Genomic DNA, 17,267 nt, shown 5'->3' on the forward strand with positions numbered 1-17,267 from the left:
GATGGTGCTGATTATGCCGCCATCCATCGCTGATTTTATCGTCCAACAAATTAATTTTACATTCTTCTTGTTGTCATAACTTGAAACTCCCGCTATCTATCCCCATTTGATTATCATCGTCCGATTTTACATATCTGAACTGGATTTAGATTGAGGTAATAAATGAGTATGAAAGATCAGGAAACCCGTGGATTTCAGTCTGAAGTCAAGCAACTGTTGCAATTGATGATCCACTCTCTCTATTCCAACAAAGAAATTTTTCTCCGTGAACTGATTTCAAACGCATCTGATGCTGCTGATAAATTGCGCTTCCGTGCATTGTCCGCCCCTGAATTGTATGAAAATGAGGGTGAATTGCGTGTTCGTTTGGCCGTTGATAATGAACAGAAAACCATCACTATCAGCGATAATGGTATCGGTATGTCCCGTGATGAAGTGATCGACAATCTGGGAACGATTGCAAAATCGGGTACTAAAGCGTTTCTTGAATCCATCGGTTCTGATCAGGCACAAGACAGCCAATTGATTGGCCAATTTGGTGTTGGTTTCTACTCCGTGTTTATTGTTGCGGACAAAGTAACTGTACGTACTCGTGCAGCAGGTGCACCGGTTGAACAAGGGGTGTTCTGGGAGTCAACGGGAGAAGGTGACTATACTGTTGCGGAGATTGAAAAAGCAGAGCGTGGCACCGAGATCACGTTGCATCTACGCAGCGAAGAAAGTGAATTCCTCAATGACTGGCGTTTACGTTCTATCATTGGTAAATACTCTGATCACATCGCCTTACCTGTTGAGATTGAAACTCAAACTAAAAACGAAGAAGATGACTCCGTTACCGTTACATGGGAAAAAATCAACAAGGCTCAAGCCCTGTGGACACGTAGCAAATCTGAAATCAGTGATGAAGAGTATCAGGAGTTTTATAAACATATCTCCCATGACTTTACAGATTCCCTGATTTGGAGTCATAACCGCGTTGAAGGTAAGCAAGAATATACCAGCTTGCTCTATATCCCTTCTCAGGCTCCGTGGGACATGTGGAACCGTGAACATAAGCACGGCCTGAAACTCTATGTCCAGCGCGTTTTCATCATGGATGAAGCTGAGCAATTCATGCCAAATTACCTGCGCTTTGTCCGTGGCCTGATTGATTCCAATGATCTTCCATTGAACGTGTCCCGTGAAATTTTGCAAGATAGCACGATTACGCGTAACCTGCGCAGTGCGCTGACTAAACGCGTATTGCAAATGCTGGATAAACTGGCAAAAGACGACGCAGAAAAATATCAGACCTTCTGGCAGCAATTTGGCTTGGTCATGAAAGAAGGGCCTGCCGAAGATAGCGCAAACAAAGACGCGATTGCTAAATTACTGCGCTTTGCGACAACTCACAATGATGGCGCTGCTCAGACCGTTTCTCTGGAAGATTACGTTGGCCGTATGGCTGAAGGCCAGGAGAAGATTTATTACATTACTGCGGATAGTTATGCGGCGGCGAAGAATAGCCCTCACCTGGAACTGTTCCGCAAGAAAGGGATTGAAGTTCTGCTGTTGTCTGACCGGATTGACGAATGGATGATGAGTTACCTGACAGAATTCGATGGTAAATCATTCCAGTCTGTCAGCAAAGCGGATGAGTCCCTCGACAAACTGGCGGATGAAAACAAAGTTGAGCAGGAAGAAGAAGACAAAAAACTGGAACCATTTGTTGAGCGTGTGAAAGCGTTGTTGGGTGAGCGGGTGAAAGAAGTGAAGCTGACGCATCGTCTGACAGACACTCCGGCTATCGTCACAACTGATGCTAATGCAATGAGCACTCAAATGGCGAAGTTGTTTGCAGCGGCGGGGCAATCGGTGCCAGAGGTGAGCTATAACTTTGAACTGAATCCTGAACATGTTCTGGTTAAGAAAGCCGCCGGTATTAGTGATGATGCTCAATTTGCTGATTGGGTTGAATTATTGCTGGATCAGGCGCTGTTTGCTGAACGCGGCACATTGGATGATCCAAACCAATTTATCCGTCGAATGAATCAATTATTGTTAACTGAACAAGCTTAAGCTTATTGAGATAATGATAATAAACCACGCTTCAACGAAAGATGAAGCGTGGTTTATTTTTTTGGTTAATGCGAAAACGTTTACCTGTTTTCTTGAGCCATCCCCCATTCAAATGGTATGGTGGTACGTTTTCTTTAAAATACAAAAGCAATAGCAAGGGGATTTACGCAATGCGTATTATTCTGCTAGGCGCGCCAGGCGCCGGTAAGGGGACTCAGGCACAATTTATCATGGAGAAATATGGGATACCCCAAATTTCGACAGGTGACATGTTGCGTGCCGCAGTAAAAGCGGGCACTGAATTGGGTTTGAAAGCAAAAGAGTTGATGGATAATGGCCAGTTAGTGACAGATGAATTGGTCATTGCTTTGGTTAAAGAGCGTATCAAACAAGATGACTGCCACAATGGCTTCTTGTTGGATGGGTTCCCACGGACAATTCCTCAGGCCGATGCTATGAAGGAAGCGGGTATCAACGTCGATTATGTGCTGGAGTTTGATGTTCCAGATGAAATCATCGTTGGACGCATTATCGGCCGTCGTGTGCATGCGCCATCGGGTCGTGTTTATCATGTCACATTTAACCCACCGAAAGTGGAAAATAAAGATGATGTCACCGGTGAAGAGCTGACTATTCGTAAAGATGATCAGGAAGATACGGTTCGTAAACGTCTAGTCGAATACCATGCACAGACTGCGCCTTTGGTTTCTTATTACCAGCAAGAAGCAGAAGCAGGTAACACACAATATTTCAAACTTGATGGTACTCGTCAAGTCGTGGAAGTTAGCGCAGAACTGGCGATCATTCTGGGCTAATGATTGGGTATCTCTTGATATGTTGTTTCAGGTTATTACCTGCAAGATGAAAGAGATACTTTCTGAATTATGATAACAGGCGGTGTGATACCGCCTGATTTATTTTTCACTACCTTATGAGAAGTTCACTCCATGAAATGTTACACATGGCTATCATTTATGTTTGATACTAGATGGTTAGTCATTTTAATGGGGCTATGAAGAATGAGTAGCAAGACGTATGGTGTCCTATTGGTGAATCTGGGGACACCTGATGCGCCAACACCAGCAGCAATAAGATGTTATCTGGCCAAATTTCTGAGTGACAGAAGAGTCGTTGATATCCCTCCATTGATTTGGCAACCAATATTAAAGGGGGTTGTTCTTCCTTTCCGTTCTTCTCGAGTGGCTAAGCTCTATCAAGAAATTTGGATGGAGGAGGGGTCACCTTTATTAGTTTATAGTCGTCGTCAACAGACGTTGTTAGCGGAAAAATTACAGCGCGAAACGTTAACGGATATCCCCGTTGCTTTGGGCATGACTTATGGTTTTCCTTCTTTGTCCCAGGCAGTGGATGATTTGCTGCAACAGGGGATTAGTGATCTCATTATATTGCCACTTTATCCTCAATACTCCAGTACAACCTCGGCTGCGGTTTTTGATAGCATCAGTACTATATTGCGCGGATATCGAACAATTCCCACGTTGCATTTTATCCGCAGTTATGCCAGCCATCCTGCCTATATTGCAGCCTTAAAGGAAACCATTGAGCAGAGTTTTGAAAAACATGGTCAGCCTGATCATTTAATTGTGTCCTATCATGGCATTCCTGAACGTCTGGCAAAAATGGGGGATATTTATCCACAAGATTGTGAGGCAACGACCAGGCTATTGAGCCAGGTACTGGATTATCCAACAGATAAAATGATGATGACATATCAGTCGCGTTTTGGCCGTTTACCGTGGTTATCCCCCTATACAGACAAAACAATCGCATTATTACCAGGCCAGGGGGTGAAACACGTTCAAGTAGTGTGTCCGGGCTTTGCTTCCGATTGTCTGGAGACATTGGAAGAGATTGAGCAGCAGAATAAAATGATTTTTTTAGCAGCCGGTGGGAAAAAGTTTGAATATATTTCCGCACTTAATGATAATAAAGCCCATATATCGTTGCTTGCGCAGTTAGTAACGACTGTCATGAAGTGATGTATAACTACTTGTTATAAAACATAATGACAGATACTGAATGGCAGTTATTGGATAATTTTATCATTTTTAAACTAATGAGTACGGTAAGCAGGAGAGACAGCTTGCGTATTAATGAAAAATCAAAATTACGTGGATTGGACATATAGATAATGAGTAATAAACCTATTAAGCATCCTGACTTTTACGAAGAGCGTTCAAATTATTATCATCCTGTGCAGGATGATGAAATTGATTTGTTTGAACTCTTTTCCGTACTCTTTAAATCAAAATATTTGGTTATTGCAGTTTCTTTCGTGTTTGCTGTTATTGGTTTTGGCGCTTCATCATTGTTACCCCAAAAATGGACCAGTACAGCCGCGGTGGTGAAACCAGGATTGGAAGAATTTCAACCCTTGAAAGATGCATTAACAGGTTTGCAGGTTCTGAATCTTGAACCTAAAGTGACGGAAGATACACTGTATCATCGTTTTGTTGAAAACTATAATTCACGTGTATTACGTGAAGAATATTTGGTCAGTACGGATTACTTTAGGACTTTTCTGGCTAAGCATCAGGATCAAAGTCATTCTGAGCAGGAAAGAAGAAAACTGATCGAACAGGTTGTCAATAACAACATTGCCGCTGCTTTACCTAAGAAAGATGATGATATTGATGAAGTCAAACTGTCTTTCAGTGCCAACAATGCGGAAGATGCTTACAATCTATTAAGTGGCTATATTAAATTTGTCTCATCGGTGGTTCGTGAGCAAGTGAAAGATGAACTGAATGATATGGTTCGTCAGAAGTTAGCGTACTCGAAAAAATTGTATGCTCTCGATTTGGCGCGTATTGATAATATGCGTAGGGTCGATATCGAGCGCTTAAAATATGCCATTTCTATTGCTAATTCTGCCGGCGTCAAAAAGCCAATATCAAATGGCGGGTCAATGATCAAAGATGACCCAGACTATTCGATTGCTCTGGGTTCTGATGCTCTTCAGCGTAAGCTACAGATTACCGAAGAAATCACTGACCCGGTTACGATTGATGCCGATCTGCGAAACCGTCAGTTATATATTAAAAGCCTAGAAAATGTGAGTATTGATAAGGTTGATTTCGAGCCATTCAGGTATATGCAGGAGCCTTATGAACCAACGTCGAAAGATTCGCCTAAGCGCCTGTTGATTTTGATCGGTGCTGGTTTTATCGGATTTATTTTATCCATCATGTATGTTCTGTTGCGTCACACGGTACGTTGCCGTCAGAAGCAAAAGGCTTAATGTTATTTAAGACGTGATGATGAGTGATAGGGTAATGTTTTGATTGTACAGCCAATGTAGTAATCGCATTGGCTGTTTTCATTTTTGCCGTCTGTTTTTTGTTTCGTTTCGGTATGGTGACACAATATGTTGTGCTAACATGCCGCATATTTTGGTTCTATATCCGCAAGTAATTATGAAATTCCCTGGTAAACGTAAATCTAAACACTATTTTCCTGTCAGTTTAAGAGATCCTTTGCTCCAGCCCATCAAAGAGATGATGGATACTGAAAATAATCGAGCATACATTGTCGGTATTGATCAGACATTGGTTGATATTGAAGCTAAAGTGGATGAAGATTTTATCCAGCGTTATAACTTGAGCCAGGGACACTCTTTAGTTATCGAAGATGATGTCGCTGAGGCGCTCTACAAAGAACTGACAGACAACAATCTGATTAGTCACGAATTTGCGGGTGGCACTATCGGTAATACCCTGCATAATTATTCTGTTCTGGCGGATGATAAATCCGTCTTGCTGGGTGCTATGTGCAATAACATTCAAATAGGCAGCTATGCCTACTGCTATCTTTGCAATACATCCAGCCGCATGGATTTAAATCATCTTCAGGGGGTTGATGGTCCAATCGGCCGCTGTTTTACCTTAGTGACAGAAAATGGTGAAAGAACTTTTGCTATCAGTCCTGGTTTAATGAATCAGCTTCGTCCAGAAAGTATTCCTGAACACATTATTGCGGAAGCCTCTGCTTTGGTCATTACTGCTTATCTGGTGCGTTGTAAGCCGGGTGAACCGATGCCGCAGGCAACCATGAAAGCCATTGAGTATGCGAAAAAACACCACGTACCTGTTGTTTTGACGTTAGGAACAAAATACGTCATTGCGGATGATCCGCAATGGTGGCGTGATTTTCTGGCGGAAAATGTTACTGTTGTTGCCATGAATGAAGATGAGGCTTATGAACTGACAGGTTTCAGTGATCCGCTGTTAGCCGCTGATCAAGTACTGAATTGGGTCGATTTGGTATTGTGTACGGCTGGCCCTGCTGGATTATATATGGCAGGTTACACGGAGGAAGAACACAAGCGTCAAACGTCACACCATTTACTGCCGGGCGCGATTGCGGAATTTAATCGTTATGAATTCAGCCGTGCGATGCGTAAAGCAGATTGTCAGCAGCCAACGCGAGTCTATTCCCACATTGAACCCTATATGGGGGGACCTGAAAAAATCATGAATACCAATGGTGCCGGGGATGGGGCATTATCTGCATTACTGCATGATATTACTGCCAATAGTTATCATCGTATGAATGTCCCTAACTCCAGCAAGCATATTCGTTCTTACTTAACTTATTCCTCTTTATCCCAGGTATGTAAGTACGCCAACAGGGTGAGTTATCAGGTACTGAGACAGCATTCTCCGCGTCTGAGCAGAGGATTACCGGAGAAAGAAGATAGTCTGGAAGAATCTTACTGGGAGCGTTGATTCTGGTCGCTTGAAATCTTGTCTTAGTGGTTTTAGCAGGGATATCCCCCCTCACGTGGGATATCCCTAGACTGCATTATGTTGATGATGGTGCTACTGGGGAAAGTGGTGGCGTTATTGGGCAACCTTCCTGATATTCAGATAGGGTATCAACCATTGCTCGTGCTATCTCATGTTCACCAATAATGATATGGTTGGTGCCACGCGCTTTAATGTAGCTGACTTCATCGTCATAATGAGCCCTAACAATAATATTGATATCTGGCCTGATTTTTCTGGCATTTGCAACAACTTCACCCGCTTCATAACCATTGGGGATGGTCAGGAATAGCCTACAAGCGCAATCGAGCCGGGCTAGCGCCATGATGTCTTTATTGGTCGCGTTCCCCATGACTGCACTGATCCCCATTTCGCCTAACTCTTCAAATCGGGCTCGTGTGTCTTCAATGACCACGATCGGAATATTTCTTTCTTGTAAGCGTTGGCAGAGTTGACGACCTACTCGGCCATAACCCACGACAATGGTATGCCCACAAATATCGACAGGGATTTGAGTTTCTTCTTCTAATGTTTCTTCGAGTAATTGTTCTTCAATGGTTTCTGTTTTTGCCAGATAGCGATCCAGTAAACTGAATAGAACAGGATTCAGCATAATTGAGATGATGGCGCCCGCCAAGACAAGATTGCGGGCTTCCCCATCCAGGAATCCCAGCGTGACACCAAGCCCGACGAGAATAAAGGCGAACTCTCCAATTTGAGCAAGACTGACAGAGATAGTGAGTGCTGTACGGCGAGAATGTCCGAACATTCTGACCAACAGCATGGCAGCCAGTGATTTGCCAATGAGAATAATGGCGAGGGTTCCCACAATCGCCAGAGGTTGCTGGAATAGCACCCTGGGATCAAATAACATCCCAACGGATACAAAGAAAAGAACAGCAAAAGCATCCCTTAACGGTAAAGTATCTTGTGCTGCACGATGGCTTAACTCTGATTCATTCAGTACCATGCCAGCGAAGAATGCGCCGAGAGCAAATGAGGCATCAAATAATGTCACCGCACCGTAAGCAACACCTAATGCAATGGTAAGTACAGCCAGCGTGAATAATTCACGGGAGCCAGTCCCTGCGGTTTTCGCCAGTAACCAAGGAATGACGCGACGCCCGACAAAAATCATCAATAAAATAAAAGCAACGACTTTTCCAACCGTGATCGATAACTTGAACAGTAATTGACTGAAATTCGCATTCTGGTTATCCAGCAGGCCGGCGATTGCCGGAAGTAACACCAGTGTCAGTACCATGGCCAGATCTTCAACAATGAGCCAACCGATGGCAATTTGTCCTCTTTGACTGTCAATGAGTTGCCGCTCTTCCAATGCTCTGAGCAAGACGACAGTGCTGGCGGTGGATAAACAAAGGCCGAACACAATGCCATTGAATAATCCCCAACCAAGTAGTGTCGATAAGCCTATGCCTAATAGGGTTGAGACGGCAATTTGTGCGAGAGCACCGGGGATGGCAATGGATTTGACGGTTAACAAATCGTTAAGCGAAAAATGTAGACCGACACCAAACATCAGTAAGATCACGCCAATTTCTGAAAGTTCTGGTGCCAAAGAGGTATCGGCAACGAAACCGGGCGTAAAAGGCCCCGCTAAAACACCCGCGACAAGGTATCCTACCAGGGGAGAAATTTTCAGACGCTGCGCAAGCATGCCCAGCAGATAGGCAAGAACAAAGCCGCCAACAAGGGTCGTGATAAGAGGTGTCGAATGATCCATAAGACTCCTTCTGAGTAGCAACTATTCTGTATGTGAGGCGATTAATGAATGATCAGTTCGCTAAAAAACACCTTGAGCAGTGGAAACAAGAATGATCTGCATAAGTGATATTTTACTGTTATTTTATGCAGGTATTGCCATTATTTACGCCTATTTACAAAATAGGATAATGTCATCATTAAAGTCATGACCGACCCATTTTATTGGGTTTTCGGGGTTTACTTTCTATATTTGGCAGTAATAGGGTAAAAATACCAATAAGTGGTAAAAAAGCACAGATTTTGTATACCAACGTTATACTGGTTTTATCTGCAATATAGCCAAGCACCGCCGCCCCAATGCCCCCCATGCCGAAAGCCAACCCGAAGAACGAACCTGCAATCATGCCTGTTTTGCCGGGTATCAGTTCTTGGGCATAAACCAGAATGGCGGAAAAGGCGGACGCTAATAATCACCGTTAATATACTTGTCCAGAATAGGGATGCATAAGGCAACATGAGAGTGAAGGGTGCAACACCCAGAATTGAAGCCCAAATAACAGACTTCCGGCCGATCCTATCCCCAACCGGCCCGCCAATCAGCGTTCCTGCCGCTACGGAGAACAAAAAGACAAACAGATGAAGCTGCGCATTTTGCACGGACACATCAAATTTCTGTATCAAGTAAAAGGTATAGTAGCTGCTGATACTGGCCAGGTAAAAATATTTGGAGAAAATCAGCAAGAAAAGTATCACAAAAGCGTTAATGACGGTTTTCTTGGGCAGGCCAGGCAGAGCGTGAGTGCGTGCAGCTGAGGGCGCGATCGTTTGATGTTGTTTTTTATACCATTGACTGACTTGTAAAAGGATCACGATAGCCAATAAGGCGGCCAGAGAAAACCAACCGACATTTCCCTTGCCATAAGGTGCAATAAAAAGAGCGGCTAATAGTGGCCCGAGTGAACTTCCTAAATTCCCCCCAACTTGAAATAATGATTGTGCCAATCCGTGGCGTCCACCAGAAGCCATCCGTGCGACCCGTGAAGATTCTGGATGAAAAACAGATGAACCTGTACCGACTAATGCGGCAGCCATGAGTATAATAGGAAAACTCTCAGCGTAAGCCAGGAGAAGGAGCCCTGATAAGGTGAAGCCCATCCCGATAGGTAATGAATAGGGTTGAGGATGTTTATCCGTATACCAGCCGATAAGCGGTTGCAATAGCGAGGCGGTGATCTGATAAGTCAGTGTGATCATCCCCACCTGAATGAAACTGAGGGTAAACTCGGATTGCAAAAGCGGGTAGATCGCCAGAATCAAGGACTGGATCATATCATTCAGCATATGGGATACGCTGATGGCGCCCAGCATTGAAAAAACAGTTCGATGGTTTTTGCTTGATGAAGTTGATAAAGACGCGATTTCACGTGTTTTATTCATTATTGTCCGCTTATCAATGTCGTTTTTAGAAGGAAATTCAGTTGATTTGTTAACCTTCTGTTTTGATTCTGACCACCATAATACACTTTTAGAGAATTAACAAAAATTTTACTTATGGTGATAAAATTTGATGACTATCCCAAAAAGTTGAGAGAAGGCACTATTTAGTGACTCAAATATATCATTTTGATCAGTAAAATATTGCATTGTGCCATATGCTATGTTGTACACCCTATTTGGGGACTATAACCAATAAAACTTAAATAACATGGAGATACCCCATGAAATTATCATTTAAAGCATCAGTATGTGCCTTGGCGATTTCTCTGTCATTGACACCGTTAATAGCCGGCGCTTGGGAAAAAGATAAAACGTATGACATTACGATCTTACATACCAATGATCATCACGGCCACTTTTGGAATAACGATTATGGTGAATATGGTTTAGCAGCCCAAAAAACGGTCGTTGATGCCATTCGACAAGAAGTTGCTAAGCAAGGAGGCAGCGTATTGTTGTTGTCTGGCGGGGACATTAACACGGGTGTACCGGAATCCGATATGCAAGATGCTGAGCCAGATTTTAAGGGCATGAATCTTGTGGGGTATGACGCAATGGCATTGGGAAATCATGAATTTGATAAGCCTTTGAATGTCTTGCGTCAGCAACAAAAATGGGCAAATTTCCCATTCTTATCTGCCAATATTTATCAATCCAGCACCGGCAAACGGTTATTTAAGCCTTATGTCATATTCGATAAGCAAGGTGTGAAAATCGCCGTTCTTGGCCTGACAACGGATGATACGGCAAAAATCGGTAATCCCGCTAATTTTCCGGATGTAGAATTCCGTGTCCCTGCCGAAGAAGCGAAAAAAGTCATTGAAGAATTGAAAAAGAATGAAAAACCGGATGTGATTATTGCGGCAACCCATATGGGACATTATGACGATGGTCATCATGGGACAAATGCACCGGGAGATGTTGAAATGGCGCGCAGTTTGCCTGCGGGTTATTTGAATATGATTGTGGGTGGCCATTCACAAGATCCAGTATGTATGTCGGCAGAGAATAAGAACTATAAACAGGTGGATTATGTTCCAGGGACACCGTGTTCCCCGGATCGCCAAAATGGCACCTGGATTGTTCAAGCCCATGAATGGGGAAAATACGTAGGTCGGGCTGATTTTCAATTCCGTAATGGTGAATTCAAGCTGGTGCATTACCAATTAATCCCGATTAACCTCAAGAAAAAAGTAGTCAACGAAGATGGCAGCACAGAGCGTGTTTACTATACGCATGAAATTCAGCAAAACCCTGAGATGCTAAAATTACTGACACCTTATCAGGACAAGGGCAATCAGAAATTGAATGTGAAAGTCGGTTCTGTCGATCACAAACTGGAAGGTGATCGCAGTAAAGTACGTTTCGTTCAAACGAATATGGCACACCTTGTCTTGGCCGCTCAAATGGAACGGACAAACGCTGACTTTGCAATTATGAGTGGTGGCGGCATTCGGGATTCTATTGAACCCGGGCAAATTACTTACAAAGATGTTATGAAAGTGCATCCATTCGCTAATCAAGTGGCCTATGTGGATTTCAAAGGTAGCGAAGTGCTGCCCTATCTGACAGCCGTCGCCAATATGGAACCGGACTCAGGCGCTTATGGGCAGTTTTATAATGTGAGTTTTGTGAAGCATGGGAAACAGATCAGTGACGTAAAAATTGGGGGCAATCCATTGGATCCCAATAAAACTTATCGTATGGCGACGTTGAATTTCAATGCGATTGGCGGTGATGGTTATCCACGGATTGATAATTTACCCGGTTACGTTGATACGGGGTTCATTGATGCTGAAGTCTTGAAAGGATATATAGAAAAACATTCGCCTCTGAAAGCGGCTGATTATGAGCCGAAAGGTGAAATTTCGTATAAGTAATAACACATAATTCATCGATGATGTGTTGTTGAGATAAAAGGCCATCTGAAAAACAGATGGCCTTTTAGTCACGCATGGCCAGGCGCTTTCTCCTTAATCTAAAATAGGGATGGTTGGCCATAAAGAGATCAATCTCGGAGAAATTGCCCTTTATGTTCAAACCTTAGCGATATCAGAAAATGAGCAGTGAAGCAGTTGGCATAAATCAGTGGGCGATAATTCAATATCTAACCCCCGTTTCCCTCCCGAAATAAATAGGGTTGGCAAGGTTTGAGCTTGACTATCAATAACGGTAGGCAGGCGTTTTTTCTGCCCCAATGGGCTAATCCCGCCGACAAGATACCCCGTGACTTTTTGTGCCAGTTGAGGATCTGCCATATCGGCTTTTTTCGCTTTAAAAACTTTGGCCACTTTTTTCAGATCGAGCTGTCCGGTGACCGGTGTAACGGCGACCGCCAGGTTTTTAGGATCACCATTTAATGAAACCAGCAGCGTTTTAAAAACACATTTGGCATCCAAACCGAGTTTTTTAACCACTTCATCCCCAAAATTATGTTCGTGAGTATCATGTTCATAGGGATGAAGCTTAAAATTAATTTTTTGTTTTTCCAGTAAAACAATGGCGGGTGTCATATTTTTTCCTGTAATGATTTTTTTAAATGAGACAGATGACAAGGTGATTATGCTTATGATCTTCCCAGCATCTGCCTTAAATTGTTTTCTCCATGGAGATGCAAGGCACCTACGGCAACCAGATATTTCCCTGCGGGTAAGTGGTGCAGTTGCTCACTCCAGCGCCGATTTCTATCAGCCATCAACACGTGATAAATCTCTTCGCAAAATGTCATCGGTAAGACCTGATTTTGTTTCTCAGGTTTATAATTCATCCACCAACTAATCATCATCTGCAATGTGCGGGCATTGGTATGCCAGTGGGTAATCGTATCTTCTAACAAAGCAAGTCCCCCATTGGGCAAATGGGTGAGCAGGGCAACTTGTGCATCCGTTCCCTCTAATTCGAGGATGGGTTTATTGAGCGCTTTTGCACTGTCTAATAATTGGCAATCGATACCATATTGAGGGAATAATCCCAAATATTGGGCTTGGGCAGCCTGTAATATCAGTGCAACTTGCCATGATGGCAATGCATCCAGTTGCGTGACAGGATATTGGATTTCTTGGCCATAACGTTGTAGGCAGTCAAAATGTTCGGAAGATAAACGTTGTGACAGTCCTAACGGCTCCGGTGGTGTTTCTTTGAATGGAGAGCCAGTCTGAGTGATATCTGCTTCGACAATAAGCGCATCGGCTTGCGCCAGTTGTTCCAGCAAGACGTCAGACAGTGGATACATGTTTTGTGTCCCCATATGAATACTGCCAACAAGGTGTAATTGTTGATTTTGAGGTAAAGTGATGTCAAAAGCAGGGTAGGGATAATACCGTTGGGAATTGAACCCCCATATTTTACTGAAATAGGTCATTAATTTTCCCATACCGCATACTCCAATCGTTGGCATTAAACAGTATGCTAACCTGTTACTGGCTCACAAAAAAGGGGGAAAAATGCGGGATGAAAAGCTAAACATATTTTCATTTAGCTTTTCATGCAGGCGATATCGTTTTCTGAATAGGGGATCAGGATTTGGGTTTGAAGCGTAATAAGCGATTGGCATTACTGACGACGGTAATTGAAGACAATGCCATCGCTGCGCCAGCCACGACAGGATTTAATAAAGTGCCCGTGAAAGGGTATAAAATACCGGCTGCAATTGGGATACCTAAGGTATTGTAGATAAAGGCACCAAATAAATTTTGTTTCATATTACGTAACGTCCCCCGGGATAATGCCACGGCATCGGCAACACTGTGCAGGCTATGACGCATAAGGGTAATGGTTGCCGTTTCTATCGCAATATCACTGCCTCCGCCCATGGCAATGCCAACATCCGCTTGTGCCAATGCAGGCGCATCGTTAATACCATCACCGATCATCGCAACTTTTCTGCCTTCTGATTGCAGAGATTGAATGGCATCTGCTTTGCCCTCGGGTAAAACACCGGCAATGACGTGCTCAATTCCGGCTTCTTTAGCGATGGCATTCGCCGTGGTGGGATTATCGCCTGTCAGCATGACCAAACGGTAACCTTGGTTATGCAAACGAAGCAGTGCTGAGGCGGTATCTTGACGTAATGGATCGCGAATAGAAAATAGCGCCGCGACCTTGCCATCGGCAGACAAAATCACCGGTGTTATCCCTTTTTCTGCTTGTGCGGCAACCAGAGGCGCTAACGCTGTCGTATCAATCTGATGTTGCTCAAGTAATTTTTGATTCCCCAGCAGCAGAGGCATATCATCAACCGTGCCTTTCACCCCCAGCCCTGCAATGGTGCGGAATGCCTGTACTTCGGGTAAGTGTTGTCCTTCTATCTGCATTAAAATGGCTTTTGCCAGAGGGTGATTTGAACCATTTTCCAATGCGCCAGCCCACATTAATACCTGCGCTTCAGTGAAGCCATTAAATGTGTGGATGTCTGTTACCTTGGGCATACCTTCCGTTAAGGTACCGGTTTTGTCGAAGACAAGGGTATCCAGTTGGCTGGCATGTTGCAGGGCATCGGCATCACGCACTAAGACACCTAATTCAGCGGCTCGACCCACCCCTGAAATAATGGACATGGGTGTTGCCAGGCCAAGAGCACAAGGACAGGCGATAATTAACACGGTGGTCATAATGACCAGCGCGTACATAATTTGTGGTGCAGGGCCGATAAAATACCAGAGTGCACCTGCCATTAAAGCGATAGCAACAACAACAGGGACAAATATTGCGGCGATTTTATCTGCCAGTTGACCCAGTTCGGGTTTACTGCTTTGCGCCTGACGAACTAATTTGATAATGCGTGCCAATGTGGTTTGGCTACCAACCGCACTGGCGGTAAACAGCACCGTACCATCTTGAACGATCGTACCGGCATGGACGTTATCGCCGCTGGATTTTTGTTGAGGAATGGGTTCACCGGTCAGCATGGCTTCATCCAGCCAAACGGTACCTTGCGTAATGACACCATCGACCGGCACACGATCGCCGGTTGTCAGGCGGAGTACCATATTGGGCATCACGTCAGCCAATGGCCGTATTTTTTCTTCTCCAGCGGTCACGACCCGCGCCGTGGGAGGCGTTAAGTCCAATAAGCGTTCAAGCGCTTTGGAAGAACGTTGACGAGCACGTTGCTCCAACGCATGACCGAGATTGATTAAACCAATGATCATGGCACTGGCTTCATAATAAAGATGGCGGGCTTGGGGAGGAAACATGTCTGGCCACACATTGACACTCATTGAATAGAGCCACGCTGCGCCAGTCCCTAGGGCGACAAGTGTATCCATTGTTGCACTGCCCTTTTTCAGGCTTTGCCAGGCATTACGATAAAAATGGCCGCCTGCCAATATCATGACCAGCAGTGTTATCAAACCAATCGTCAGCCAAATCGTGTGGTTTGCCGGGGTGAGGAACATATTATCCCCTATCATGCCCCACACCATAACCGGTACGCCAACCACTAATGCCAGGGCTGACTGCCAGCGAAAACGCCGCATATTCGCCTGTGCAACTTGCTGTTGGCGCTCACGGCGTTCAGCTTCATTCTGAATAATTTCCGCGCCATAGCCTGCGTTAATCACAGCTTCAATCAACCTATTGGCTGATACCTGGCCGGTGACTAATGCGCTTCTTTCCGCAAGGTTGACTCTGGCATGTATGACGCCTTCAACAGATTGCAGTGCTTTTTGTACTTTGTTGACACAACTTGCACAGCTCATTCCCGTCAGTAAAAGCTGAATATTGTCATCATGGCGGTCACTATGATTCGCTTCATTTTTGTTGCTGTACTGGACAGGGGCGGTTTCTGCCGGCGCTGAAGGGGTTGCCGCTGGCAAAGATGCCGGAATCGGTGGCAGCGGCTCAGTCTTTGGGCGGTGGAGCGTTGTAGCGAATTCAGCGTGATAGCCAGCCTGTTCAACAGCACGTATTAATGCACAGTGCTCGGCATGACCATAAATTTTGGCTGTTCGGGTATCCACTTCTGCCGCAATCACTCCCTGCACGGTCTCTAATGCTTGTTGTGTCTTACCGGCACATCTCATACAGTTTAAGCCAGACAGCCGTAACTCGATATCAGGCTGAGTAGCGACTGTGGCTTGATAATCTTCGGCAACAATGGCGGCAATTAATGCATTAGCTGAAACCTGGCCGATAATTTTGGCATAATCCAGATGCACGTCCGCCTGTTCAACGTCGGGGATTTTTTCCAGTGCTTTTTTGACTCGGTTGACACAATGCATACACGTTAGGCCTTGCAGTGCCAGAATGGTGGTTGTGGACATCACAATATCTCCTGATACAGGGTGATAAACTTATCATTAAAGCTAAACCTTCCTGTATGGGGAAGGTCAAGGGGGAATTATGAATATCAGTGAAATTGCCCGTAAGACAGGTTTAACCAGTAAAGCGATCCGATTCTATGAAGAAAAAGATCTGATTACGGCACCGGAGCGGGAAGGTAATGGTTATCGATATTACCAGCAAAAGCACATTAATGAGCTGATACTTTTGCGTCAGGCGAAAGAAGTCGGCTTTACGTTGGGGGAGTGTCGTGAATTGCTGCGATTATTCCGCAACCCTCACCGTCACAGTATGGATGTAAAAACAGCGACTCTGCAAAAAATCGCGGAAATAGAAAAAACGATTTTGGAATTGAAAAAGATCAAGGAAAAACTACGGGCATTGGCGGCTGAATGTCCGGGAAATGATGGCGCGGATTGCCCCATCATTGAGCATTTATCTGGCTGCTGTCAACATCACCCTTGACGGGAGACGGCTCTCACCTGCAAGGTGATCCCGTCAACGGCGATGACTTCAACTTCGGTATTGGCCTGAAGTTCCCGGTCACAATGAACGCGCCAACTGCCATCAGCCAGTTTGACTCGCCCAAAACCGTTTTCGGTATCTGTGATTAAACGGGTACGCAATCCAATCAATTGGTGATTTTTCTGATTGAGCGTCTTATCACTTGCCTTGCGCGGGCGATGGCGTAGCCAGCTACGCCATACAATCACAGAAAGCAAGGTCAGAACCGCAAACAGACTCCCTTGCAGCGCCCAACTCATCGAAGGAAAAATCCATGTGATCAGGGTAACAACAACGGCTGCGGTTCCTGTCCACAATAGATATCCCCCTGTTCCTAGCAATTCAGCAATCAGAAGCAGGCCACCAAAACAGATCCAGAACCAGACTGGTTGAGCGGCGATCTGTTCAATCATA

The 17,267-nt window shown here is 44.6% G+C and carries 12 protein-coding genes and 1 pseudogene; 7 read left to right on the plus strand and 6 right to left on the minus strand.

Going from position 1 to position 17,267, the window contains the following annotated elements:
• Positions 1-168 precede the first annotated feature (168 nt).
• The 5 genes from htpG to XPG1_RS02220 all read left to right on the plus strand — a co-directional run bounded on the left by htpG (position 169) and on the right by XPG1_RS02220 (position 6,806).
• A complete protein-coding gene (htpG, locus tag XPG1_RS02200; RefSeq protein ID WP_045960320.1) occupies positions 169-2,058 on the plus strand; it encodes a molecular chaperone HtpG in 1,890 nt (629 codons plus the stop codon).
• A gap of 170 nt (positions 2,059-2,228) precedes the next feature.
• The gene (gene adk / locus XPG1_RS02205; protein ID WP_045957630.1) at positions 2,229-2,873 is read left to right on the plus strand and encodes an adenylate kinase; all 645 of its coding nucleotides are present in this window, start codon (positions 2,229-2,231) and stop codon (positions 2,871-2,873) included.
• A 204-nt stretch (positions 2,874-3,077) separates the two neighbouring features.
• Positions 3,078-4,058, plus strand: a complete 981-nt coding sequence (gene hemH, locus XPG1_RS02210) for a ferrochelatase (protein WP_045957631.1) — start codon at positions 3,078-3,080, stop codon at positions 4,056-4,058.
• Positions 4,059-4,210: 152 nt separating this feature from the next.
• Entirely contained in the window at positions 4,211-5,320 is a 1,110-nt protein-coding gene (gene wzz(fepE), locus XPG1_RS02215; protein WP_045957632.1) for an LPS O-antigen length regulator Wzz(fepE), read from the plus strand.
• A gap of 175 nt (positions 5,321-5,495) precedes the next feature.
• Complete coding sequence (locus XPG1_RS02220) at positions 5,496-6,806, plus strand: inosine/guanosine kinase (protein WP_045960322.1); 1,311 nt, start codon at positions 5,496-5,498, stop codon at positions 6,804-6,806.
• 76 nt (positions 6,807-6,882) lie between these two features.
• On the opposite strand, the gene ybaL is transcribed toward XPG1_RS02220, so the two are convergent.
• The gene (ybaL, locus tag XPG1_RS02225) at positions 6,883-8,589 is read right to left on the minus strand and encodes a YbaL family putative K(+) efflux transporter (RefSeq protein WP_045957633.1); all 1,707 of its coding nucleotides are present in this window, start codon (positions 8,587-8,589) and stop codon (positions 6,883-6,885) included.
• A 184-nt stretch (positions 8,590-8,773) separates the two neighbouring features.
• Positions 8,774-10,007: pseudogene (locus XPG1_RS02230) on the minus strand (MFS transporter).
• Positions 10,008-10,288: 281 nt separating this feature from the next.
• On the opposite strand from XPG1_RS02230, the gene ushA reads away from it, so the two are divergent.
• Positions 10,289-11,947 carry a bifunctional UDP-sugar hydrolase/5'-nucleotidase UshA gene (ushA, locus tag XPG1_RS02235; protein ID WP_045957634.1) on the plus strand — a complete coding sequence of 553 codons (1,659 nt, stop codon included), beginning with the start codon at positions 10,289-10,291 and terminating at the stop codon, positions 11,945-11,947.
• A gap of 156 nt (positions 11,948-12,103) precedes the next feature.
• Here ushA and ybaK read toward each other — a convergent pair whose 3' ends face one another.
• The 3 genes from ybaK to copA form a co-directional block, all read right to left on the minus strand.
• Entirely contained in the window at positions 12,104-12,580 is a 477-nt protein-coding gene (gene ybaK / locus XPG1_RS02240) for a Cys-tRNA(Pro)/Cys-tRNA(Cys) deacylase YbaK (protein WP_045957635.1), read from the minus strand.
• Positions 12,581-12,633: 53 nt separating this feature from the next.
• Entirely contained in the window at positions 12,634-13,440 is an 807-nt protein-coding gene (locus tag XPG1_RS02245; protein ID WP_045957636.1) for a TraB/GumN family protein, read from the minus strand.
• Between the two features lie 142 nt (positions 13,441-13,582).
• Entirely contained in the window at positions 13,583-16,330 is a 2,748-nt protein-coding gene (gene copA, locus XPG1_RS02250; RefSeq protein WP_045957637.1) for a copper-exporting P-type ATPase CopA, read from the minus strand.
• Between the two features lie 79 nt (positions 16,331-16,409).
• On the opposite strand from copA, the gene cueR reads away from it, so the two are divergent.
• Positions 16,410-16,814 (plus strand): Cu(I)-responsive transcriptional regulator, encoded by a 405-nt coding sequence (gene cueR / locus XPG1_RS02255; protein WP_045957638.1) that lies wholly within the window; start codon positions 16,410-16,412, stop codon positions 16,812-16,814.
• Here cueR and XPG1_RS02260 read toward each other — a convergent pair.
• Entirely contained in the window at positions 16,805-17,266 is a 462-nt protein-coding gene (locus tag XPG1_RS02260) for an NfeD family protein (RefSeq protein WP_045957639.1), read from the minus strand. The genes cueR and XPG1_RS02260 overlap by 10 nt on opposite strands.
• Between the last annotated feature and the right edge of the window lies 1 nt (position 17,267).

Source organism: Xenorhabdus poinarii G6 (assembly GCF_000968175.1).
In the GTDB taxonomy this organism is placed as follows: Bacteria; Pseudomonadota; Gammaproteobacteria; order Enterobacterales; family Enterobacteriaceae; genus Xenorhabdus; species Xenorhabdus poinarii.

What these genes read in the sequence shown, in the direction of transcription:
- XPG1_RS02245 (WP_045957636.1), bottom strand. Translation starts at nt 13,440, where the DNA reads ATGGGAAAATTAATGACCTATTTCAGTAAAATATGGGGGTTCAATTCC.
- ybaK (WP_045957635.1), bottom strand. Translation starts at nt 12,580, where the DNA reads ATGACACCCGCCATTGTTTTACTGGAAAAACAAAAAATTAATTTTAAG.
- copA (WP_045957637.1), bottom strand. Translation starts at nt 16,330, where the DNA reads ATGTCCACAACCACCATTCTGGCACTGCAAGGCCTAACGTGTATGCAT.
- XPG1_RS02260 (WP_045957639.1), bottom strand. Translation starts at nt 17,266, where the DNA reads ATGATTGAACAGATCGCCGCTCAACCAGTCTGGTTCTGGATCTGTTTT.
- htpG (WP_045960320.1), top strand. Translation starts at nt 169, where the DNA reads ATGAAAGATCAGGAAACCCGTGGATTTCAGTCTGAAGTCAAGCAACTG.
- cueR (WP_045957638.1), top strand. Translation starts at nt 16,410, where the DNA reads ATGAATATCAGTGAAATTGCCCGTAAGACAGGTTTAACCAGTAAAGCG.
- adk (WP_045957630.1), top strand. Translation starts at nt 2,229, where the DNA reads ATGCGTATTATTCTGCTAGGCGCGCCAGGCGCCGGTAAGGGGACTCAG.
- XPG1_RS02220 (WP_045960322.1), top strand. Translation starts at nt 5,496, where the DNA reads ATGAAATTCCCTGGTAAACGTAAATCTAAACACTATTTTCCTGTCAGT.
- ybaL (WP_045957633.1), bottom strand. Translation starts at nt 8,589, where the DNA reads ATGGATCATTCGACACCTCTTATCACGACCCTTGTTGGCGGCTTTGTT.
- ushA (WP_045957634.1), top strand. Translation starts at nt 10,289, where the DNA reads ATGAAATTATCATTTAAAGCATCAGTATGTGCCTTGGCGATTTCTCTG.
- hemH (WP_045957631.1), top strand. Translation starts at nt 3,078, where the DNA reads ATGAGTAGCAAGACGTATGGTGTCCTATTGGTGAATCTGGGGACACCT.